24 protein-coding genes and 1 riboswitch are annotated in these 22,261 nt (G+C 54.4%); of the genes, 18 read left to right on the plus strand and 6 right to left on the minus strand.

Features of this window, described 5'->3' with window-relative positions; all coding sequences use genetic code 11:
* The first annotated feature begins 9 nt into the window (after positions 1-9).
* The 8 genes from QFZ34_RS16875 to derI are packed head-to-tail and all read left to right on the plus strand — an operon-like array spanning position 10 to position 7,576.
* Complete coding sequence (locus QFZ34_RS16875; protein WP_307283159.1) at positions 10-684, plus strand: class II aldolase/adducin family protein; 675 nt, start codon at positions 10-12, stop codon at positions 682-684.
* Complete coding sequence (locus QFZ34_RS16880; protein ID WP_307283161.1) at positions 681-2,195, plus strand: glycerol-3-phosphate dehydrogenase; 1,515 nt, start codon at positions 681-683, stop codon at positions 2,193-2,195. The genes QFZ34_RS16875 and QFZ34_RS16880 overlap by 4 nt, the downstream gene beginning before the upstream one ends.
* Positions 2,192-3,241: a class II aldolase/adducin family protein gene (locus QFZ34_RS16885; protein ID WP_307283165.1), complete on the plus strand. Its 1,050-nt coding sequence runs from the start codon at positions 2,192-2,194 to the stop codon at positions 3,239-3,241. Before QFZ34_RS16880 ends, QFZ34_RS16885 begins: the two co-directional genes overlap by 4 nt.
* Positions 3,238-4,518 (plus strand): FGGY-family carbohydrate kinase, encoded by a 1,281-nt coding sequence (locus tag QFZ34_RS16890; RefSeq protein WP_307283167.1) that lies wholly within the window; start codon positions 3,238-3,240, stop codon positions 4,516-4,518. The genes QFZ34_RS16885 and QFZ34_RS16890 overlap by 4 nt, the downstream gene beginning before the upstream one ends.
* A complete protein-coding gene (locus QFZ34_RS16895) occupies positions 4,515-5,363 on the plus strand; it encodes a TIGR01459 family HAD-type hydrolase (RefSeq protein WP_307283170.1) in 849 nt (282 codons plus the stop codon). Before QFZ34_RS16890 ends, QFZ34_RS16895 begins: the two co-directional genes overlap by 4 nt.
* A gap of 7 nt (positions 5,364-5,370) precedes the next feature.
* Entirely contained in the window at positions 5,371-6,315 is a 945-nt protein-coding gene (locus tag QFZ34_RS16900; protein ID WP_307283173.1) for a sugar phosphate isomerase/epimerase family protein, read from the plus strand.
* The gene (locus QFZ34_RS16905) at positions 6,312-7,112 is read left to right on the plus strand and encodes a triose-phosphate isomerase (protein ID WP_307283175.1); all 801 of its coding nucleotides are present in this window, start codon (positions 6,312-6,314) and stop codon (positions 7,110-7,112) included. Before QFZ34_RS16900 ends, QFZ34_RS16905 begins: the two co-directional genes overlap by 4 nt.
* A 26-nt stretch (positions 7,113-7,138) precedes the next feature.
* Complete coding sequence (derI, locus tag QFZ34_RS16910) at positions 7,139-7,576, plus strand: D-erythrulose-4-phosphate isomerase (protein WP_307283178.1); 438 nt, start codon at positions 7,139-7,141, stop codon at positions 7,574-7,576.
* 113 nt (positions 7,577-7,689) lie between these two features.
* Here derI and dhaL read toward each other — a convergent pair whose 3' ends face one another.
* From dhaL to QFZ34_RS16935, 5 genes are all read right to left on the minus strand, one after another.
* Positions 7,690-8,328, minus strand: a complete 639-nt coding sequence (gene dhaL, locus QFZ34_RS16915) for a dihydroxyacetone kinase subunit DhaL (RefSeq protein ID WP_307283181.1) — start codon at positions 8,326-8,328, stop codon at positions 7,690-7,692.
* Positions 8,329-8,331: 3 nt separating this feature from the next.
* Positions 8,332-9,339, minus strand: a complete 1,008-nt coding sequence (locus tag QFZ34_RS16920) for a dihydroxyacetone kinase subunit DhaK (RefSeq protein WP_307283185.1) — start codon at positions 9,337-9,339, stop codon at positions 8,332-8,334.
* A gap of 31 nt (positions 9,340-9,370) precedes the next feature.
* Positions 9,371-9,844, minus strand: coding sequence for a 6,7-dimethyl-8-ribityllumazine synthase (locus tag QFZ34_RS16925; protein WP_115052168.1), 474 nt, complete (start codon positions 9,842-9,844; stop codon positions 9,371-9,373).
* 93 nt (positions 9,845-9,937) lie between these two features.
* A riboswitch (FMN riboswitch) is annotated at positions 9,938-10,087 on the minus strand.
* Positions 10,088-10,187: 100 nt separating this feature from the next.
* Positions 10,188-10,664 (minus strand): SRPBCC family protein, encoded by a 477-nt coding sequence (locus QFZ34_RS16930; RefSeq protein WP_307283190.1) that lies wholly within the window; start codon positions 10,662-10,664, stop codon positions 10,188-10,190.
* Entirely contained in the window at positions 10,661-11,017 is a 357-nt protein-coding gene (locus tag QFZ34_RS16935; RefSeq protein ID WP_115052166.1) for an ArsR/SmtB family transcription factor, read from the minus strand. Before QFZ34_RS16935 ends, QFZ34_RS16930 begins: the two co-directional genes overlap by 4 nt.
* A 182-nt stretch (positions 11,018-11,199) precedes the next feature.
* Between QFZ34_RS16935 and QFZ34_RS16940 the strand changes: the two genes are divergently transcribed.
* From QFZ34_RS16940 to QFZ34_RS16955, 4 genes are all read left to right on the plus strand, one after another.
* A complete protein-coding gene (locus tag QFZ34_RS16940) occupies positions 11,200-12,363 on the plus strand; it encodes a YbfB/YjiJ family MFS transporter (RefSeq protein WP_307283195.1) in 1,164 nt (387 codons plus the stop codon).
* Between the two features lie 339 nt (positions 12,364-12,702).
* Positions 12,703-13,953, plus strand: coding sequence for a peptide antibiotic transporter SbmA (gene sbmA, locus QFZ34_RS16945; protein WP_115052164.1), 1,251 nt, complete (start codon positions 12,703-12,705; stop codon positions 13,951-13,953).
* A gap of 221 nt (positions 13,954-14,174) precedes the next feature.
* The gene (locus QFZ34_RS16950; protein ID WP_307283199.1) at positions 14,175-14,417 is read left to right on the plus strand and encodes a type II toxin-antitoxin system HicB family antitoxin; all 243 of its coding nucleotides are present in this window, start codon (positions 14,175-14,177) and stop codon (positions 14,415-14,417) included.
* 8 nt (positions 14,418-14,425) lie between these two features.
* Positions 14,426-14,608 carry a hypothetical protein gene (locus QFZ34_RS16955; protein ID WP_307283202.1) on the plus strand — a complete coding sequence of 61 codons (183 nt, stop codon included), beginning with the start codon at positions 14,426-14,428 and terminating at the stop codon, positions 14,606-14,608.
* Between the two features lie 12 nt (positions 14,609-14,620).
* Here QFZ34_RS16955 and QFZ34_RS16960 read toward each other — a convergent pair whose 3' ends face one another.
* Entirely contained in the window at positions 14,621-15,658 is a 1,038-nt protein-coding gene (locus tag QFZ34_RS16960) for a polysaccharide deacetylase family protein (RefSeq protein ID WP_307283205.1), read from the minus strand.
* A 140-nt stretch (positions 15,659-15,798) separates the two neighbouring features.
* On the opposite strand from QFZ34_RS16960, the gene QFZ34_RS16965 reads away from it, so the two are divergent.
* The 6 genes from QFZ34_RS16965 to QFZ34_RS16990 all read left to right on the plus strand — a co-directional run bounded on the left by QFZ34_RS16965 (position 15,799) and on the right by QFZ34_RS16990 (position 22,234).
* Entirely contained in the window at positions 15,799-16,380 is a 582-nt protein-coding gene (locus QFZ34_RS16965; RefSeq protein ID WP_115052162.1) for an NnrU family protein, read from the plus strand.
* 111 nt (positions 16,381-16,491) lie between these two features.
* Positions 16,492-17,172 carry a tetratricopeptide repeat protein gene (locus QFZ34_RS16970; protein ID WP_307283208.1) on the plus strand — a complete coding sequence of 227 codons (681 nt, stop codon included), beginning with the start codon at positions 16,492-16,494 and terminating at the stop codon, positions 17,170-17,172.
* A gap of 24 nt (positions 17,173-17,196) precedes the next feature.
* A complete protein-coding gene (der, locus tag QFZ34_RS16975; protein WP_307283211.1) occupies positions 17,197-18,672 on the plus strand; it encodes a ribosome biogenesis GTPase Der in 1,476 nt (491 codons plus the stop codon).
* A gap of 148 nt (positions 18,673-18,820) precedes the next feature.
* Positions 18,821-20,020, plus strand: coding sequence for a cell wall hydrolase (locus tag QFZ34_RS16980; RefSeq protein ID WP_370878808.1), 1,200 nt, complete (start codon positions 18,821-18,823; stop codon positions 20,018-20,020).
* A 512-nt stretch (positions 20,021-20,532) separates the two neighbouring features.
* Positions 20,533-21,417 (plus strand): bifunctional helix-turn-helix transcriptional regulator/GNAT family N-acetyltransferase, encoded by an 885-nt coding sequence (locus tag QFZ34_RS16985; protein WP_370878809.1) that lies wholly within the window; start codon positions 20,533-20,535, stop codon positions 21,415-21,417.
* Between the two features lie 406 nt (positions 21,418-21,823).
* Positions 21,824-22,234, plus strand: a complete 411-nt coding sequence (locus QFZ34_RS16990; RefSeq protein WP_307283218.1) for an AtpZ/AtpI family protein — start codon at positions 21,824-21,826, stop codon at positions 22,232-22,234.
* Positions 22,235-22,261 lie beyond the last annotated feature (27 nt).

The following is a 22,261-nucleotide window of genomic DNA, read 5'->3' on the forward strand; positions in this document are numbered from 1 at the left end:
GCTATCATCATGCAAGAACAAAAGCTCAGACAATCGATCATCGACCATTGCCGCCAGATGAATGCAGCCGGCATAAATCAAGGCACGTCCGGCAATATCAGTGTGCGCTTTGAAAATCGCATGCTCATTACGCCATCTGCCGTTCCTTATGATGAGATGACGCCGAACATGATCGCCTCCATGCCGCTTGATGGCGAGTATGGCTCTTGGCAAGGCCCAAAGAAACCTTCCACCGAATGGCGCTTTCACCTTGATATTTTGCGCACACGGCCTGAAATCAATGCGGTCGTTCATACCCACGCGACGTTTTCGACGATCCTTGCCATCGCCCATAAATCAATTCCGGCATGCCACTATATGGTTGCGGCATTTGGCGGCGACGATATCAGGCTGTGTGACTATGCCCGCTATGGCACAAAAGAGCTGTCCGATAATGTGTTGAAGGCATTGAAAGATCGCACTGCCTGCCTGATGGCCAATCACGGTATGATTGCAACGGGTAGCAGCCTTGAAAAGGCTATGTGGGCGGCTGTCGAGCTGGAAACAATCGCCAAGCAATATTACCACGCGCTGCTTTTGGGCGGAGCCGTCATTCTGCCTCCAGAAGAGATCGAAGGTGTCCGTCGCGGCTTTGCGAGCTATGGACTTCAGGACAAGCCTTCACCGCAGGGGGCAGAACATTGAACAAAGGCACGGATATCTACGACCTGTTCATTATCGGCGGCGGTGTCAACGGTGCGGGCATTGCGCGCGACGCAGCAGGCCGTGGTCTGTCAGTCATCCTTTGTGAAAAAGATGATCTCGCCCAGGGCACGAGTTCGCGCTCCGGCAAGCTTGTCCATGGTGGGCTGCGTTACCTCGAATATTACGAATTCCGGCTGGTGCGCGAGGCGCTGATCGAGCGCGAGGTCCTGCTCGAATCCGCTCCGCATATTATCTGGCCAATGCGCTTTGTCTTGCCACATAATCCGGCGGATCGTCCGGCCTGGCTCGTGCGTCTCGGCCTGTTCCTTTACGATCATCTTGGCGGGCGCAAACGCTTGCCGGGAACGCGCACGCTTAATTTGAAGACTGCCCCGGAAGGTGCGCCGTTGAAAGACGAGTATGGCAAGGCATTCGAATATTCCGATTGCTGGGTTGATGATGCGCGGCTGGTGCTTTTGAATGCGCTCGATGCCGCTGGCCGCGGCGCTGAAATCCATACCCGAACCGCATGTAGCTCGATCCGCCGCGAAGAGGGTATCTGGATCGTTGAAATGACCGACACGGCTTCGGGCACCAAAAGAACCGTGAAAGCGCGCTGCGTGGTGAATACCGCCGGTCCATGGGTCAATGACATTATCCGGCGCGTGGCAGGCTTGAACTCCAGCCGTAGTGTCCGGCTGGTCAAGGGCAGCCACATTATTGTACCGAAATTCTGGGAAGGACGGCAGGCCTATCTGGTCCAGAACCCGGACAAACGGGTTATCTTCATCAATCCGTATGAAAATGATCTGGCGTTGATCGGCACCACCGATATTCCTTATGAAGGGCATCCGGAAGATGTGGCGGCCGACAGCACTGAAATCGACTATCTACTGAAATCCGTAAACCGCTATTTCAAGCAGCAATTGGTGCCAGCCGACATTGTCCATAGCTTTTCCGGTGTGCGTCCGCTCTATGATGACAGTGCGGAAAACCCCAGCGCCGTTACCCGAGACTATATTTTTGAAGTCGATGCAGACAACAACAAGGCACCGCTTCTTTCGGTGTTCGGCGGCAAGATCACAACATTCCGCAAGCTTTCCGAACATGCGCTTGATCGCCTGAAGCCATTTTTCCCCAATATGCGCCCGGGGTGGACTGCCAAGGCGCAGCTTCCGGGAGGCGACATGGCGAATGCGGATTTCGAACAGTTTCTGGGTGATATGCGGGCCAAATATCCCTGGCTGCCCTTTGATCTCGCCAAGCACTACGCCCGGCTTTACGGCACGCGCATGCATGACCTGCTTGGCTCGGCGCGATCTGTTTCAGATCTGGGCACACGGTTCAGCAAGCTTTTGTATGAGCGGGAAGCGCAGTTCTTGCGCACAACGGAATGGGCGCTTTGGCCAGAGGATGTTCTGGAGCGGCGCACCAAACACGGCTTGCACATGACTGAGGAAGAGCGCGTGGTTTTCACGAATTGGTGGACAAGCCAGCAGGTGGCGGCATGAGAAGCGCGGAGTTTGAAGCCCTGCTCGACCTATCGGCCCGTATTGGCGCCGATCCGGCGCTGGTACAAGCGGCAGGCGGCAACACATCCATCAAAGAAGGTGGCACGCTCTGGATCAAGGCGTCCGGCCTCTGGCTGATGAATGCGCGAAATACCGATATTATGGTGCCTGTCGCGCTGGACCCTTTGCTCGATGCGCTGGGCCGCTATGATCCTTCTGCCGAGAAAGCGCAGGATTATGTGATTGCCGAACGCAATCCCTCCGGCCTGCGCCCATCGATTGAAACCACCGTCCATGCGCTTATGCCGCAAAAGGTGGTGGTGCATGTTCATTGCGTCGAGACTATTGCCTTGGCTGTTCAGGCCGATGGGCCAGCCTTGGTTGCCTCGCGTCTGGGCGATATTCCTTATGCATTCGTGCCCTATGCCCGCCCGGGATTGCCGCTGGCCCGTGCCATAGCCGAGCGTCTGGAAGAAGACACATGTGTTCTCATTTTGGGCAATCATGGTCTCGCGGTTGCGGCCGAAACAGTCGATGAAGCGGAGGTCCTGCTTCATCGGGTCTCCCGCCTTTTGTCTGTCACGCCGCGTCAGGCACCGGACGCGGATATTGCCGCACTGCAACGCCTTGCAGTCAATAGTCAGTACAGACTTCCCGAGGATGCATCGATTCACCGCGTTGCGACTGATCTGACCAGCTGCCTTATTGCGGCCGGTGGCAGTCTCTATCCGGACCATGTCATCTTTTTGGGGAAAGGTTCGGTGATCGCCTCGCCAACGGATACCGCTTTGACCATCGAAGAGAAACAGCAAGAGGGCATGGCGCTGCCGCCCGCGATCCTGTTCCCCGGCAGGGGCGTTCTGGTGTTGAAAGAAGCAACATCAGGGGCTCTTGCCATGGCGCGCTGCCTTGCGGACGTTACCTCCCGGATTCCGCAAGGCGCGCGTCTGAATTACCTGACAGATGAGGAAAATGCCGAGCTCCTTGGCTGGGATGCGGAGAAATACCGGCAAACACTCAATCGTGCAGGTCAGGCATTGCAATGACAGGTGAAGCACTGTTCATCGGCATTGATATAGGCACGTCCGGCGCGCGCGCTGTGGTGATGACTGCCTCGTTTGACGTTGTTGCCAGCGCTTCAGCCCGTCTGGACGCCTTCTCGCCAAATCACCGCGATCCTGCGGCTTGGTGGTCTGCTGTCCAATCGGCGCTGTCACAGGTGCTCGTGTCGGTTGAACGCAAACAGATCCGCGCGATTAGTATAGACGGTACTTCCGGCACAGTATTGCCGGTCGATGCCAGCGGCGCGCCTCTGGCTGAGCCATTAATGTATAATGATCCGGTGTCAGACCGAGCTATTCTCGACGCGATTGCTGCCAATGCGCCTGAATCCAGCGCAGCGCATGGAGCCACTTCCGGCCTTGCCAAGCTTATGCATTTTCAAACCATCCGCAGTGTTGCGCATATTATCCATCAGGCTGACTGGCTTTCAGGGCATTTCACCGGCCTTTACAATGTCTCCGACGAAAACAACGCGTTGAAAACGGGCTATGATCCTATCGAACGGCGGTGGCCGCTCTGGATAGGCAGTACCGGTACCCATATGGAAATGCTGCCGCATGTTCTGCCGGCGGGTTCGCCGATTTCGATCATCTCTGCGCAAGCAGCTGCCGCTTTTGACTTGTCTCCATCGGTGGTCATCGTTGCGGGAACGACGGATGGTTGTGCGTCTTTTCTGGCGACAGGCGCTGATCAGCCCGGCGATGGTGTCAGCGCGCTTGGCACAACATTGACGGTCAAGGTGCTCTCGGATCGTCCTCTGTTCGCGCCCGAGTTCGGGCTCTATAGCCACCGCATCGGCAATATGTGGTTGGCTGGCGGCGCGTCCAATACGGGCGGCAATGTGCTGGCGCATTATTTCGATAATGCGCAGATAGAAAGGCTCTCCGCCAGCATCGACCCGGCAACGGACGCTGGCCTTGATTATTATCCGCTGCTGCGTGATGGCGAGCGTTTCCCCATCAATGATCCTGCGATGAAACCGCGTATGGAACCGCGTCCTGACAGTGATGCGCAGTTCCTTAAAGCAATCTTTGAAGGCATCGCAAATATTGAGCACATGGCTTATGGACGCCTGGCGGGACTTGGCGCACCCGAGCTCCGCTCGGTTCGTAGTGTCGGCGGTGGTGCGAAGAATGTTGTCTGGTCCGCCATTCGCGCCCGCAAGCTTGGCGTGGCCATGCCGCCCGTCCTGTCGGAAGAAGCGGCAGCGGGTGCAGCACGGCTTGCGATTCAGGGCGCAAAATCGTCGGGTGTTCTATGACACAGCCAACACAATTATCTGGTCTACGTGATCTGCAAGGACGTTTTGACGCTTTCCTCATCGACCAGTTTGGTGTGCTTCGCGATGGCCGCGGACCCTATCCCAATGCGGATTCAACGCTTGCCGCCCTGAAGCAGACCGGCGTTCGGATCATTATCCTTTCCAATTCGGGAAAGCGCTCCGCTGAAAATGACCGGCGTCTGGCAAAAATAGGCTTTAACCCTGCAAGTTGGGACTGGTTCCTCACATCTGGTGAGGTGGCGTGGCAGATGCTGGCCGCTGAAGCAACAAAAGCACAGGGTGGGCCCGCCCGCCGCTGCCTGCTTATCAGCCGTGATGGCGATACGTCGCCCCTTGATGGCCTTGATCTGGATCGCACGGCAACTGGCGAGAACGCGGATATTGTTCTGATCGCTGCCAGTGAAGGGGATATCCATGATCTGGATTATTACCGGAACTTGCTGGAACCGGCAGCAAGACGTGGCGTTTCATGTCTCTGCACCAACCCGGATAAGATCATGCTGACAGCTGAAGGCACTGCCTTTGGCGCTGGCCGCATTGCGGAGCTTTATCAGGAACTGGGTGGCACAGTGCGCTGGATAGGCAAACCTTTCGCCGATATTTATGCCGCTGCCATAGACTTTCTCGGTCATCCGAACCCGGAGCGGGTCTGTTGCATCGGTGACAGTATAGAGCATGACGTTGCCGGGGCCGCCGGGGCTGGACTGAAATCCGTGCTGGTCAAGACCGGCATATTGGCTGGTTCAAACACGCAACAGCTGCAGAGCCTTTTTGCTGAACATGGCGCATCGCCTGATTACACGATTGACCGCTTTATCTGGTAGGAGACTAATGGCTTTCACCCTCTCGCTCAACACCAATCCTTTGGTGAACCGCTTCGCTGAAGCCGATGATCTGATTGATACAATCGCAGAAAAAATTCGCATCGGTTATGTGCAGCTGACGCACGAATTCATCAATCCATCGTGGCCGCAACCGACAATCTCCAAACATGTAAAGCAGTTCCAGAAAGCGCTCTCGCGCACGGGTGTGAATGTCACGTCGGGTATGACAGGGCCATATGGGCGTCTCAATCATTTTGGTCATCCAGATGCGGATGTCCGGCAATATTATGTCGACTGGTTCAAGACATTTGCGAATATCTCTGCTGATCTTGGCGCGGCGTCGCTCGGCACGCAGTTCGCGATCTTTACCCATAAGGATTATGACGACCCGGTACGCCGCGAAGAATTGATGAAAATCGCCATTGATTGCTGGCGGGATGTGGCAGCGCATGCAAAGGCTGCCGGCCTTACCTATCTCTTTTGGGAGCCCATGTCGGTGGGGCGCGAATTTGGCCACACGATCGCGGCTTGCCGTGAGCTTCATGGTCGCTTGCAAGCATCAGACTTGCCAATTCCCCTTCTGATGATGGTTGATATCGATCATGGCGATGTCACATCGAGCAATCCTGCCGATATTGATCCCTATGCCTGGGCGGAAGCTTTCCCCAAGGAATCTCCGATCATCCACATCAAGCAATCTTCAATGAACAAGGGTGGTCATTGGCCGTTTATCGCAGCGCATAACAAGGATGGCCGGATCACACCGGAAAAATTCCTTGAAACGGTGCGTCGAGGCGGCGGCACGGATAATGAAATCTGCCTTGAACTATCGTTTCGCGAGCGCGAACCAACCGACCATATGGTGGTGGATATGATCCGCGAGTCCGTGGAGTTCTGGGAGCCCTATATTGACACGGGGTTCAATGGAGCAAACTCGGGAAAAGTGAAATGAGCGATTTCTGGATTGGCACGAGTTTCAAGATGAACAAGACGCTGGCGGAGGCTTTGGCCTTTGCCGAAGCTCTTGCTGCCGGTGATGAAAGCCGCGACAAGCGGTTTCAGCGCTTTGTCATTCCGCCATTTACAGCGGTGCGCGAGGTCAAAGCCGCGTTGAAAGACACAAGCGTCAAGGTCGGTGCGCAGAACATGCACTGGGATGATGCCGGTGCATGGACCGGTGAAATATCGCCGCTGATGCTGAAGGACTGCAATCTCGATCTGGTCGAGCTTGGACATTCCGAGCGCCGCGAGTTTTTTGGTGAAACCGACAGAACGGTTGGCCTCAAGGTCGCGGCAGCCGTGCGTCACGGATTGACCCCGTTGATCTGCATTGGCGAAAGTCTGGCGCAGCGCGAGGCCGGAGAGGCCGACGCCGTGCTTGCTGCGCAAGTACAAGCTGCCCTCGGCCTGCTTGAAGGTGAAGCGAAGCGGCATCCGATCCTTCTGGCCTACGAACCTATATGGGCAATCGGCGTCAATGGCATTCCGGCAACGTCCGACTATGCAGATGAACGCCATGGGAAGATCGCGGCTGTGGCCAGGTCGGTGCTCGGCACTGCCGTACCTGTCCTTTATGGCGGCAGCGTCAATCCTGAAAACTGCGCCGAACTGATTGCCTGCCCGAATATTGATGGCCTGTTCATTGGCCGTTCTGCTTGGGCAGTAGAAGGCTATCTTGATATTTTACAGCGGGTCGCAAAAGCAATTCCAGAAAAAGTGGGAACCGGTTTTCCGTCCGGAATTGCGTAAAGAACAGATCTAGAAAGGAAAAACTCATGAAAATAGCAATTGGAGCCGATAGTGCGGGTAAGCCTTTGCTCGATATCATTGCTGCGCATCTTGCGACAAAGCTGGAACATGTCATTGCAGACCTCAGCCAGTCCGGCTTTTATGCCGATCTTTCGCAAAAATTGGCACAGACAATTGTCGATGGAACCAATGAGCGCGGCATTCTCATCTGCGGCACAGGCATTGGCGTCAGTATTTCAGCAAACAAGGTGCCGGGCATTCGCGCCGCGCTGACCCATGATACCTATTCCGCCGAGCGTGCTGCCAAATCCAACAATGCGCAGATCATCACCATGGGCGCGAGGGTTATCGGCCCGGAACTTGCCAAGGCTATCGTGGATAAATGGCTGGAATCCGAATTCGATCCACAAGGCGCATCAGCAGGTAATGTCGAAGCAATCGATAGGTTGGATGCGGGGAAGTAAATAGCGAGCAGCCTTAGCTTTACCTTTGTGCGTGGTTCGCCCTTCGACAAGCTCAGGATGGCTCACCATGAGCTTGTCGAAGGGCGAACCACGCACTCTACTAATGCAATTTGCTAACCCAATCCCTTGCCCATGGCTCTGATGAGTATGGCTGTTGAAGCGGCGCCCGGATCAATATGGCCAATGGCGCGCTCGCCAAGACGGGCGGAGCGCCCCTTTGAAGCGATCATCGCCTTGGTTGCTTCTGCTCCGGCCTCGGCGGCTTTACCCGCTTTGTCCAATATTTCCGCCAATGAAGCCCCTTGTGTCTTTGCGCTCTCCACTGCCTCGGCAGCGGGCACCCATGCGTCGATCATCGTCTTGTCGCCAATTTCCGCCTTGCCGCGATCCTGAATGCCCTTCGCCATGGCAATGAAGGCATCGGCAAAGTCCGATGCAGTCAGTACGGTTTTGCCCTTAACACTTGCTCCAGCGCGCATGAATGCGGTCGCATAAAGCGGGCCGGAGGAAGCGCCGACAGCGTTGAGAAACGACTTGGCCGCTGTGTTGAATACGGTTGTGGGATCGGCTGCGGTAATATCCGGCGCCGCGAGATTGGTTGCAACTGTCGAAAAGCCCAGATCCATGGCTATGCCGTGATCGGCATCGCCAATAACGCCATCCAGCTCGCACAAATGTGCCTTGGATTCAGCCATGGCCTTGGCGATTTCCGCAAACATGGAAATCAGATTTGCAGCGGTAATTTCGCTCATTGATCAGCCCGCCCGAAACATGGCGCAATCGCACGGATGATCGATCATCTCCTGCAATTCCGCGTCCAGATGCATGACGGTAATCGAAGCGCCGGCCATCTCCAACGAGGTGCAATAATTGCCGACAAGGCTCAAGTGCAGCGCAAGCCCGGCCTGATCCAGCCGTTTTTTCACCTGCCGCATCATGATATATAATTCCATGAGAGGCGTTGAGCCGAGCGAATTGACAATCACAGCCACGCGGTCCCCTTTCGGTGCGGCCATTTCATCCAATATCTTGTCCATCAATTCATCGGTGATGGCATCAGCCGGTTTCAGCTTTTCTTTGGAGATACCAGGCTCGCCATGGATTCCCATGCCGACTTCCATTTCATCTTCACCAAGCGTGAAATTCGGTTTGAGTGTCTGGGGGAGTGAACAGGGCGAAAGCGCCACGCCAAAGGTGAAAGTGCGGTCATTGGCCTTGCGGGCAATCCGCTCGCATTCATCAATCGGCAGCATCTTGTCGCAAGCGGCTCCGGCAGCCTTGAACACGAAGACGTTGCCGGCAACACCGCGTCGCTTGTCCCGCTGATCGGCAGGGGCTGAAGCGACATCATCGGTCGTCAGCACGGTACGAACTTCAATATCCTCCATGGCGACCATTTCTGCCGCCATGTCGAAATTCATCACGTCGCCAGCATAATTGCCATACATGTAAAGCACCCCGGCGCCATTATTGACTGCCTTGGTGCATTCGATGATCGGGTCAGGCGGCGGCGAGGCAAAGACATTGCCGATAGCGGCGGCATCAGCAAGACCCTTGCCGACAAATCCGAGAAATGATGGCTCGTGTCCCGAGCCGCCGCCGATCACCATGCCGACCTTGCCGGGGCGGGGGCCGTCCCGGGCAATAATTGAGCGGGGAGAATGATCGAGCGCAAAGACCTTTGCGGAGTGGGCGGCAAGCACCCCTTCCAGCATTTCGTCGACAGCATTGGCGCCGTCATTGATAATCTTCTTGGTCTTCACGTCGATCCTCCCAGATGCATATTCTGCCTTGTCAGGCGTCAATCATCGCAAGCTTAGCGCGGGCCTGCAATATCTGCGAGCATGCATTGGCAGCTTCCACACCCTTGATGACAAAATGATCCTTGAAGAAGGCGATATGGGCTGCCGACTCCTGGAAATTATGGGGAGTGAGAACTGCGGATAGTACGGGAATGCCGCTGTCGAGTTGAACGCGCATCATTGCATCCAGCACGGTTCCGGCAACGAAATCATGGCGATAAATACCGCCATCAACCACGAAAGCCGTGCCGAGAACGGCCGAGAATTTGCCGGTTGAGATCAATGTCTGTGCATGGAGCGGTATTTCGAGCGCGCCCGGAACGTCGAAGATTTCGACATCGGAGCGATCACCGCCAAGTGCCGCCCATTGCTCAACGAATGAGTTGACGCACTGGTCGACAATATCCGCATGCCAGCGTGCGCGGATGATGGCGATTTTAGTAGAAGGATGGGAAACAATAGTCATTTATCAGGCCTTTCAGGGTTTTGCCATTTTTCAATGATCCCTTTGGGCGAACACGCACAGATCAGACCCCACCTGTGGCGGGATCTTGCCAATGCTTGCTCTCTTTCATCCGGACTATACCGTCGGCTCCGGAATTGGACCGGATCTGCTGACCTTCCAGCGGGTGCTGGAAGCGCTCGCGGGCTTCAGGCATTTCTGCCTGCTACCGCCGGTGGGGAATTACACCCCGCCCTGAGAACGTGCAGGTTGAATATAGGCACGCCGTGGCGAAGGTCAATCCGTCCAGCGACAAGACTGACGCTAAAGGCGACGATCCGTTGAATCACCCCTTGGCATTTCTAAATCAGAGGGTCTTCGAATATTCGATCATCTGGTCCAGCACCGTGCCCCAGCCGTCATAAAAGCCCATTTCCTCGTGCCGGTCGCGCGTGGTTTGATCGCGGTGAATCGCCACGGCAGTATAGCGCGTGCCGCTTCCTTCGTCCTTGAGCAGAAGAACGGCGGTCAGGAATGGATTTTCGGCAGGGCGGTATCCAGGCAACAGGGCGTCGGTCCAGATCAAACGTTCATTTGGCACTATATCCAGATAGCAACCATAATTGATCGACTGTTCTCCATCGGGACCATTCATTACCGTGCGGAAAATCCCGCCCGGACGCAGATCAATCTCACAATCGGAAATGGTCCAGGGTTTCGGCGTAAACCACTTGCTGACATGTTCCGGCATCGTCCAGCACTTCCATACGAGCGCGCGCGGCACATCGATAGTACGCTCCAGAACGAGATCGAGCTTTGGATCAACTTTCAAATCATAAGTCACGTGTTTTCCTCCTTGAGTGTAAGCATGTAATCGTCAAGTTGATCGAGACGGCGTTCCCACAGGGTCCGTTGCTTGGACAGCCAATTCTCGGCAAGTTTCATTGGTTCGGTTTGAATGCGATAGGTTCGAACGCGTCCCTTTTTTTGCGAGTTGACCAAACCACTGCTTTCAAGCACCCGCAAATGCTCGACAAAGGACGGCAACGCCATGTTGAAAGGTTCGGCGAGTTCGCTGACCGAAGCCGGGCTGTTGACAAGCCGTTCAAGCACTTGCCGCCGCGTCGGGTCTGCCAGCGCGCGAAAAACGGCATCAACGGGAACGGGTGGAGCAGCCAGTGCGGTAGCGGTGGGCATGGATCTGCGAGTCCTCATATGTCGATTGAGCAATACTTAGGTAAAATCCTAAGTATTGCAAGCGAAAAATATCGAAGCGCTGGTGCTGGAAACTCGTTGCTATCAGCAACCATCAATCGGGGTCGATGCAGCTATCAAATTAATTGTCTTGTCTCTGCGGCAAGCAGGGATAATGTCCGCGCATGAATTCAGGCACCGCATCTCCACTTCGCTTCGCCCTCGGCGGGCTGGTTGCTATGGCTATTGGCATGGGTATCGGTCGTTTTGTCTATACGCCTATTCTACCCGGCATGATGAGCGATCTTGGTCTTTCCGCCGGTGATGCAGGCATCATCGCCTCGGCGAATTTCCTTGGCTATCTCGTTGGTGCGATTGTTGCCGGTTACGCGTGGGCGGCAGGCATTGAGCGCAAAGTCATGCTTGGCTCGCTTGCCGCAAGCGCCGCCTTGTGCCTGGCAATGAGCCTTACGGAAAATGTGCTGCTGTTTTCTGTCATCCGCTTTCTTGCAGGCATGGCCAGCGCTTTCATGCTGGTTTTCGCCGCGACGATTGTATTCAGTCACCTCGGCGCTGCAGGCAGGTTGGATCTGCAAGCTCTGCATTTTGGCGGTGTCGGTACCGGTATCGCCTTGTCAGCTATGCTAGTGGCGCTGGTCGCATTCACCGGCTATGGCTGGCGTGCCGATTGGGTAGGCGCGGCAGTCCTTTCCACGCTTGGCTTGATCGCAGTTGCCTTGTTAATCCGCGAAGGACCGCTGCGCACCGGCGCGGACATCAAGGAACCGGCCATCGCCTGGACGGCAGAATTCATCAAGCTCAATATAGCCTATGCGCTGTTCGGCATTGGCTATGTCATCACCGCAACCTTCATCATGGCCATTGTCCGGGCCAATGAGGGCAGCGCCTCGACAGAAGCTTTCGTGTGGCTTTGCACCGGCTTTGCGGGCATATTCTCAGTCTGGATCTGGAACCCCGTGCTGCGCCGCGTTGGCCCCTTTACATCCCTTGCCTTCAGCCTGCTCGCGCTGGCCGGTGGTGTTGCAGGCAGCGTCATCCTGCCATCTCCCATTGGCCCACTTATCGGGGGCTTGCTGTTGGGCCTCACGATCATGGTCATTACCGCCTTCGTGTTTCAGGCAGGGCGTCAGCTCGTACCGCAATCCCCACGCCGGATGATGGCGATCACAACGGCGGCCTTTGGTATCGGGCAGATCGTTGGACCTTTGATTGCCGGTTATCTTGCCGATATCAGCGGTAATTTCACCTCATCCACGCTGCTTGCAGCAGCGGGGTTGGTGATTGGCTCATTCTTTGCATTTTCTGCGGGTCGGAAAGTGGCGGGCTGATCCAAACTGCATTTCTATATTGCGTGGTTCGACAAGCTCACCGTGAGGAGGGCAGGTGATTGCAGGGAGGTCGCATTTGCGATGTAGCTGAAACATTGATGATAAGCTTGCAACCCACCCACTTTCCTCATGGTGAGCTTGTCGAACCACGCATAACGCGAATGCCGCTGGACAGTTTTCGGAATTCGAAGTGCATTCTTCAAACACGCAATAGCTGTCAAGAACACCCATCATTACGGTAATTTAATTACGCCAACTCACGGTTTGCCCTATTCGTGCTGGAAAACTTGTGCAACTCGTAGCACTGCGATTTGCATAGTTTTTACGAGGGTCACGACGGTGTTCGTTTCATTTTTTCCCAAGCCCAAACTGTTTTTCACATCAGCTGTCCTGTGGGCGTTGTTTGCGGTTTTGTTCTGGATTTTTGCAGGCGAGCAGCTCGGCGCTTATTTTGGTCTGCCGCCAGCTGCACCCGATGCACCACCGGTGATTGGCGTTGGCGTGTTCATCACCAGGCCGTATATATGGCTCTACATTTATTTTGCTGCTTTTGTCGCCGTATTTGCTTCATTCTGGATGTGGTATGCTCCGCATCGTTGGCAAAGATGGTCCATTCTCGGCTCTGCTCTTATAATATTCAATACGTATTTCACCGTGCAAATAAGTCTCGCCATTAACGACTGGCGTGGGCCTTATTGGAACCTCTTTCAACAGGCGTTCAGCCAGCCAGGCTCGGTATCAGCTGCGGAGTTCTATTGGCAAAACTGGCTATTTGCCGGCATTGCGTTCCTTGCAATAGGGCTGAGCGTTGTTTTTACATATTTCACCAGCCATTACATATTCCGCTGGCGCACGGCTATGAACGAATTCTACGTCGAACACTGGAACCAGTTGCGGCATATCGAAGGTGCGTCGCAGCGTGTTCAGGAAGATACGATGCGCTTTTCGACAACAGTTGAAGCGCTTGGTGTCAGTCTCATTCAGGCCGTCATGAATCTGATCGCATTCATGCCGCTATTAGCGCATCTTTCAAGCTACGTCACGGAAGTGCCGATTATCGGTCAAATCCCTTATTCTCTGGTGGTTCTATCGATTGTTTGGTCACTCGTTGGCACATTGCTTCTTGCAGTGGTCGGGATCAGACTTCCAGGGCTGGAGTTCAAAAATCAACGTGTTGAAGCCGCGTACCGCAAGGAACTGGTGTTTGGCGAAGATGACGAAACACGCGCTCAACCTTTGACGCTTGCGGAGCTCTTTCGAAACGTGCGGAAGAACTACTTCCGGCTCTATTTTCACTATGCGTATTTTAATGTGGCCAGAAGTTTCTATGGACAGGCTGACGGGCTTATCCTCGACATCATTCTCATACCGAGTATTGTGGCCGGGAAATTGACGATGGGGCTGTGGCAGCAGATTTCGACTGCCTTCAGCCAAGTTAGCAATTCATTCCAATATCTGGTGACGGCTTGGCCTACGATTGTGGAACTGATTTCGATTTACAAACGCCTTCGCGCCTTCGAATCGGTCATATACGACGAACCACTACCAGCGATCGATGAACATTACTTGCGGACGCAAGAAGAGAGATAGTTGGCGGGCGGCATTAAGGCCGCCCCTACTTTGGTCTCATAGGTATCCGAGGTTGCGAGACTTTCCGGAATGAATTTGAGATCACTGTTAATCGTGGAAAAGGATCGCATTACCGCGTCAGGATCGGCGAGAAATTTACCACGATAAAATTTAGCGAACTTACGCCTGGCTATGTCCGATTAATAAAGAAGCAGCCGGAAATCGTTTAGACGGGAAACTGGATGCATTATTCCTACTGTGCTCATTTCGAGCAAGATCCCAATGGTGGTTTTCTGGTGACATTTACCGATGTCCCTGAGACAATAATGCATGGGGAAACTATGGTCCAAGCAAAGGCCAATGCGGTGGAAGCGCTCGGATTGGCGCTTCGTGGCTATCTTGCTGATGATAGAGATATTCCAATGCCATCAACAAAGGCCGGAAAGGTCTTGTCGATATTCCCTTTGAAGTCCATGACGCTTTGAAGCTAGCCGTGATAATCGCATTCAAATCAGAAGGGCTGTCCAAGTCCGAGCTTGCGCGGCCGTTGGGCAAAGCTGAAACCGAAGCGCGACGTATCCTTGATCCCGATCATCCAACCAAATTATATTTGCTTGAGGCTGCCTTGGCTGTGCTCGGCAAGAAAATACTGATTACGATTCTCGATGCTGCCTAGAAAGGCCGGCGGTTAAATTCCGCCGCCGGTTTGCGGCTGTGTCAGATCGGGCGTGGAGGCAGCTTCCACGCCGCCGGTTTCTTTCAGATAATCGCTATAGGTCGTGCAGCGTACGTCGGCTTTCGTACACACCTCGGCAGTAAAGCGCTCCAGTGCGCGCCAATAGGCGTCGCCATTCATCAGTGTGAAATGTAGTCCGATCTGGAAAGGAATGCGTTTGCCCTGATATTGCCGCTCAAACGCGCCTTTAAATGCCTCATAGGCCCGATTCTCAAACTCGCCCATGTGATCTGTACGCTCGAAGCCGCCGGAGTGACGTACGAACATATTATAATCCATGGCAATGACGGGCCGGTTCTGAGGTCCTTCGGCGATTGTCGGCAGGCCAAACTGGTAAAGTCCACCCGCATGCAGCGGCAAAGCGGGGCCTTTGGAAACGCCGCTGCCATCAAAGGTGAAGCCCTGATCTTTCAAAGCAGCAATCAGGGCCGGGCTTTCTGAAAGATAAGGCGCGCGAAAGCCGCGAATTTCCTTTGCAACGAAATTCTTCCAGCCTTCCGGCTCGGGAGAGTTGCCATATTTAGCCCAGGCATCGCTCAACACCTGTCGATAGGTGACAAGCTCACTTTCCCATTCGGCCTTGGTCCAGTTCTTGCCATCGAAATGGCCGCAGGCATGGCTGCCAATCTCATGGCCTTCATTGCGCGCCCGCCAGATATTATCGAGACGCTTTGCAATATCTTCTTTTGAAGAGGCAAAGCCAATATTGGAACGGCCAGAAGCTTTGCCCGGTGCCTGATAGCTCTTGCGGTCGGAATGATCGATCAGAAAGACGCAGGAGAGAAAATAGGTAAATTTGGCGTTGGAACGCTGCGCAAGATTAAATGCACGGTCCCAAAGTGCATTGCTACCGGCATTGTCAAATGAGATCAGCACATATTGTGGTTTTACACCAATAGAGCCGCGCAGTCCGGTCGCACCATCAGCATAGGCAGGCGAAGCCATTGCAAAAGCTGCCGATGCGGCAACGATCCGGGTAAAAATTTGCATGATGTCAGGTCAGCTCCACAGGGAGCACTGTCGCTACAGGTCAATTGTGGCGATGATCGGACGCGGCGATCCACCGCAATGCTTTACGTTGGAACCATTCTAATCACCCTGTAGAGTGCCGTTACAAAAGGGGACAAGCCATGCTGGTCATGATTATCGGAATCATCATTTTTCTGGGAATACATTCAGTGCGCATTGTCGCGCCGCGCTGGCGGCTTGCCAAGATGGAGCAGTGGGGAGAAGGCAAATGGAAAGGCCTTTATTCTCTGGTGTCTGTCGTCGGCCTTGCCCTGTTGGTCTGGGGCTTTGGCATGGCCCGGCTGGAGGCACCGATACTCTACGAACCTCCGGTCTGGATGAAACACATCACCTTGCTGCTGATGCTGTTTGCCTTCGTCTTTCTTGGCGTTTTCATTGCAAAGCCCGGCCGTATCAAGCCCGCGCTGAAGCACCCCATGTTGATATCCATCAAGACCTGGGCGCTCGCGCATCTTCTGGCCAATGGCGATCTTGCTTCGCTTATCCTGTTTTTGTCCTTTCTTGCCTGGGCGGTGTTTGATCGTATCGCGCTCAAGCGTCAGGCGCGCGCTGGGCTTGCCCCTGCAGTCATTACGCCCGGACCCGTGACCAATGATGTCATCGCCATTGTCATTGGCCTTGTGCTTTACGTCCTGTTTATCTGGAAATTGCACGTTCTTTTGATCGGTGTTTCACCAATGTGACGGCTAATTTAAGCAAGCCCCTTACATCGCGCGCAGTTTCCGACTAAAAGCCCCCTGAACTCCTTGCGTGACTGCCCATGGCCGTCGCGCGATAACTATTCATGAGGCACCATGACTGACGACGGCTTTTTCCGTGAAGTAAATGAGGAACTGCGCTCCGATAAGATGCGGGCGTTCTGGGCGCGCTATAGCACTTTGCTAATAGGCGGCGTTGTCGCGATCGTCATCGGTACCGCTGGTTTTGCCTTTTACGAATACTGGACTGAAAGAGAAGCTTCAAAGTCCGGCGATCAGTTTTTGGCGGCGCTTAACCTTGTCCGTGATGGCAAGAATGACGAAGCCCTGAAGACCCTCGATCAGCTTGAAAAAGATGGTTATGGCGCTTATCCGGTGTTGGCTCGCATGCGCGCCGCCGGTGTGATTGCGCAAAAGGGTGATCTTGCCGGTGCAGTTGCTGCCTTCGACAAGGTTTCTGCCGATACATCCGTGCCGCAGGCCATTCGTGATCTGGCAAAGCTGCGTGCCGCCCTCATCCTGGTGGATACCGGTTCTTATGATGATGTGGCAAGCCGTGTTGAAGCGCTGTCGTCGGATAGCAACCCGATGCGCCACTCCGCGCGTGAGGCTCTTGGTCTTGCTGCCTGGAAAGCCGGTCGCGGTGCGGATGCAACCAAACTCTTCAAGCAGATTTCCGATGATCAGGCGGCTCCCGCCAATATACGTCAGTTTGCTGATACAATGCTGGACATGCTTAAAAGCACTGGCGCCACGCCCGCTGCGGCCGCTGGCTAATTAAGAATTAGGAATATTAAGCCGATGAGCTTTACCCTTGCAATTATCGGCCGTCCGAATGTCGGAAAGTCCACTCTGTTCAACCGTCTGGTCGGTAGGAAAATCGCGCTCGTCGACGATCTCCCCGGTGTTACCCGCGATCGCCGCGTCAATGCGGCCAAGCTCTACGATTTGAGATTCGATGTCATCGATACGGCGGGTCTTGAAGAGGTCGCATCCGATTCGCTCGAAGGCCGCATGCGCGCCCAGACGGAGCTTGCCATTGGTGAAGCCGATCTCATTCTTTTCCTTGTCGATGCCAAAGCGGGTGTGACACCAACAGACGTTACCTTTGCCGATCTTGTCCGCCGTTCAGGCAAGCCGGTTATTCTCGTTGCCAACAAAGCCGAAGCACGCGGCGCCGAATCCGGCATGTATGACAGTTATCAGCTCGGACTTGGCGAACCATGCCCGATTTCTGCCGAGCATGGTCAGGGCTTTCCGGATCTGCGCGACGCCATTGTCGAGACCATGGGTGAAGAGCGGGTCTTCCCGGACGAGCATCTGCCTGTCGATGCCAATGCAGATGATTCCGTCGCTGTAACCATCCCGGCTACGCCGCGCGGTATGGATGATCTGATCGGCGATGATATTGACGATCCGGACGCCGAAGACATTCCGAGCTATGATTCGTCAAAGCCGCTGCGCATCGCCATTGTCGGGCGTCCAAATGCCGGCAAGTCGACGCTGGTCAATACGATGCTTGGTGAGGACCGTCTGCTGACAGGTCCGGAAGCTGGCATTACGCGCGATTCCATCTCGGTCGATTGGGAGTGGAATGGCCGCAAGATCAAGCTTTTTGACACGGCAGGTCTGCGCCGCAAGTCGCGCGTTCAGGGCAAGCTGGAAAAGCTTTCCGTGGGCGATGCGCTGCGCGCCATTCGCTTCGCCGAGGTCGTCATTATCGTCCTCGACGCGACAATTCCTTTTGAAAAGCAGGATTTGCAGATTGCCGATCTGATCATTCGTGAGGGCCGCGCGCCGATCATCGCTTTCAACAAGTGGGATCTCGTCGAAAATCGCCAGATGGTTCTGGCCGATCTGCGTGAGAAGACCGAACGGCTTTTGCCGCAGGTTCGCGGTATTCGCGCCGTGCCGATCTCGGGTGAGCGCAATCAGGGTATCGACAAGCTCATGGCCGCTGTCGCCTCGACTGACGAAATCTGGAATCGCCGTATTTCCACCGGTCGACTCAATCGCTGGCTGGAAGGGGTACTTGCCCATCATCCGCCCCCCGCCGTGGCGGGTCGCCGTCTGAAGATCAAATATATAACGCAGGTCAAGACACGCCCGCCGGGTTTTGTCATTTCATGCTCGCGTCCCGACGCGTTCCCCACCTCCTATGTCCGCTACCTTGCCAATGGCATCCGTGAAACCTTTGATATTCATGGCGTGCCTATCCGGCTTGTATTGCGCACATCGGACAATCCCTTTGCGGGCCGGGCGAAGAAAAAGCGCTAAGGCTGGTAGTTTTCCGTGGCACGAGGAGTTGCTCAAGCCACGGAAACTTTAACAACACATCGTTTCAGCGGCCTTCGTTAACTCTCCATCAAGGTTAATGCTTCATTTTTATGACCATAGTGTTCGGTCGTGAGTGTGGGGTATCGGCGTGCGTTTCTATAAGGTTTTGCGGGATTCCAGTGCCCGCCGCAAAGGCCAGCCATTTTCAAAACAGGCAAATCGCAAATATCTAGGTCCAGTCCTTATTGGTGCAGCGATATATTTGTTGTCTCCGACAGTGGTTGCCTATCAGGATATGGCAAGCCTGCTTTCCGGGTCCGAATCAGGGCAGGGGCGCTGGTCGTCTTACTTGGAAAAATCTCCGGCAGGCTCCGTACAAAAGGCAAATATGTCCTTTGTGGACAGGATAGCCACCGGATCAATTCCCGCCAGCGGCGCCAATGCACCGGGAATAGGCTCAGTGGCCATCAATGGCTCGAGCAAGGCATTGGGCGCCACTCCTGACGAGGCACGTATCAACCGGGCGGAAAAGCAGGGGCGTATTGTTTCGATCAGCAAGAAAGCGCCACCAAAAGCTTTCAGCGCCGGATCGATATTGCAACGTCAAAGCATGATCATCCGACCGACGCATGGCATTGAAGTCGATATGGCTTTTGCCAAGCCAAAAATCGCGGGCAAGGAAATCGAGATCGCTCTTGCGTTTCACAATCGCTCGCCTGAGAAAATCGAGCCGGACGCTCCGATGCTGGCAAGCCTGATCAATAATGACAAGCCCGATGTGCTTGCCCTTGGTTATGCTCCGGCTGCTCCCGATTATTCGAAAACATCACCGTTTGATTCCATTCTTGCCGAACCAAAGCAGGCAGGCCGCTTCATTCCGCAACTTGGAAAAGGCGATCATGATTGGCTGGCTACTCCCTTGCCTCCGATTGTCTTCACTGCTGCGGAGCAAAAATGCCTGGCAACGGGCATTTATTTTGAGGCAAGAAGCGAGAGTGTAAAAGGCCAGGCTGCGGTGGCGCAGGTTATTCTCAACCGCGTGCGAAATCCTGCCTATCCGAAAACAATCTGTAACGTCGTTTATCAGAATGATGACTGGATCAATCGCTGCCAGTTCTCGTTTGCCTGTGAAGGCCGCAAGCTGCATGTAACCGAACCCAAGCAGTGGAAAGTCGCGCAGGAAATCGCCATGGCTGTTACTTCGGGCCGTATATTCCTACCCGAAATTGGTTCGGCCACGCATTATCATGCGACCTACGTGCGGGCAAATTGGGCCCATACAATGAAGCGCATCGATAAAATCGGGCAGCATATTTTCTACCGCACTTATGGCGGCGGCTGGATTTAGACCGCTTGGAAATCGCCAAAACAATGATATAAATGTTTCTGGAGTGGAGAATGAGCTTTCGCTCATCCTCCGTTTCTCATTTATGAAAATGAACCCGGAACGTTAGCGTCCAGCCTGTCCGGGTTCTTTTCATGATGAGCGTGAAGCTAAATGGCCTGGACCACATAGATTCACCTCCAGTTTTGAGAGCAAGGCCCTTGAAGGTCGGAGAGGCCAATCTTCTCCGATGCACCGGCTGGTTCGGTGCTTCTGCTTTTGCTCCCAAATTCCCGTGTTTGACCCGTCTCGATCTATTCTTTGAAATTGTGCAACCCGCAAGAAATGCAGGGTTGAAACTGCGTGGATCAATATCCCCGTGCCGCATTTTGCACTTTCAATATCATTTACAAACTCGCAGGTTAGGCATATAGTTGTATAGTGCAACTATATTTACGAGCCACACAATGAGTATCCTCCCGGACACTGCTCAAATACGTAATTCTTCTAGGCGCATTGTTCGAGAGTTAGGTTTTATGCGCCCGACCCTTGCGGGAACGAATCTCGCTCCATCCTCCGTTCATGCACTCATCGAGATTGGCAGAAATGATACGCTGACCGCTGCCGAATTATGCGCTGTACTCGACCTTGAAAAATCCAGTGTTAGCCGAATGGTGCGCAAGCTTGTTTTGTCGGGCGAACTGATTGAACAGCCTAATGGGCAGGACGCCAGGTCCAAGGTGCTTTCCTTGACCAGCAAGGGGCATAATACGCTCGCGGCGATCAATGCCTTTGCCGATGATGTGGTGTCCTCTGCGCTGGGTAGTCACTCCGCTGCTGTGCAGGAAAAGGTGCGGGATGGGCTTGCAGCCTATGCTGATGCGCTGGAACAGCGGCGCGCAGGCAAGGTGCCGCAATCGTCGCCGGCAATCTCCATCCAAAGTGGATATCAGCCGGGTATTATTGGACGGTGTGCCGAGATGCATGGCTGCTACTATGCTCGAACAAATAGTTTCGGTCATTTTTTCGAAGGCAAGGTTGCCACTGGCATCGCAGAATTTTCCGGGCGATTGGAGCGGCCTGTCAATCAGATTTGGGCAGCGGTAGATGTGGAAAAAATCGTCGGGACGGTGGCGATTGACGGCGAAGATCTCGGAAATAATGTGGCTCATCTGCGCTGGTTCATTATGGAGGATGGTTATCGCGGCGCCGGCATTGGCAGGCAATTGCTGAATAAAGCGATCTCGTTTTGCATCGAGCAACGGTTTTCCGAAATACAGCTTTGGACGTTCAAGGGATTGGATGCCGCACGGCGCCTATACGAGGCGCACGGTTTTGTTCTTGTAGAAGAGGAGCCCGGTGGGCAGTGGGGTAAAGAAGTGCTCGAGCAGCGGTTTGTACGCAAAATCGTAGGGGCGTAGGCAATTGGCGGCCCCGAACCATTGGAGCAGCGATAGTTTGCACCGATGGGCCCGAAGGCGACGCGCAAAACTGGTCAGGTATTTGATACGACGCTTCTGGTTCCGGTTAATGGGGAGTTCCCCCTGTTATTGCCTTCGAAGCCCTTCAAAAACTATAACCATGGAACCTCCTAACTAGCTGAATTGCGCAATCTGTATCCACAGCCAAACGCCAGATTCGCATGCAAAATTGTCACTCAGTGATGAGCAGGAAAGTCATATTTACCTAAGGCATTGAATTCTAGTAAAAAAATTACCTTGGAGAGTCGTGACTCTTCGCCTTGACTAGCGAGGATCAGGACAATATGTTGCGCGCGACTTCGAAGCGGGGATGAAGCCTCGCATTCAGTGTGTAAAGGACATGCCATTGGCAACGGGTAACGATCCCGATAAGTCAGGTTCTGTCGGTGACACGCCGGGTGCTGGCGGGGGACTAACTTCGGAAGAGCTGGAGCTTCGGCGCCGCAATCTGGAAGCAAAACTTGTTTCCAAGGGTGCAGCCCGTAAAGCCGGTTCGCAAGACAAGGGGACGGAAACCGCCTCCGGTGTCGCGCAGGCCATGAAATTGTCGAGCGAATTTATCGCCGGCGTTCTGGTTGGTGCGGGGTTGGGCTGGTTAGCTGACCGATTTTTGGGTACATCGCCATGGGGGCTCATCATACTGCTCCTGCTGGGCTTTTGTGCTGGAACGCTGAATATCCTGCGCTCTGCAGGACGTGTGGCGGAAAACAGTGGGCTGGATTTCACTAAGAAATCCGACCATGAAAAACCGGAATAGGGCTCATCGAGCACCGTTCGTGAGAAC

This window comes from Phyllobacterium ifriqiyense (assembly GCF_030817885.1).
In the GTDB taxonomy this organism is placed as follows: Bacteria; Pseudomonadota; Alphaproteobacteria; order Rhizobiales; family Rhizobiaceae; genus Phyllobacterium; species Phyllobacterium ifriqiyense.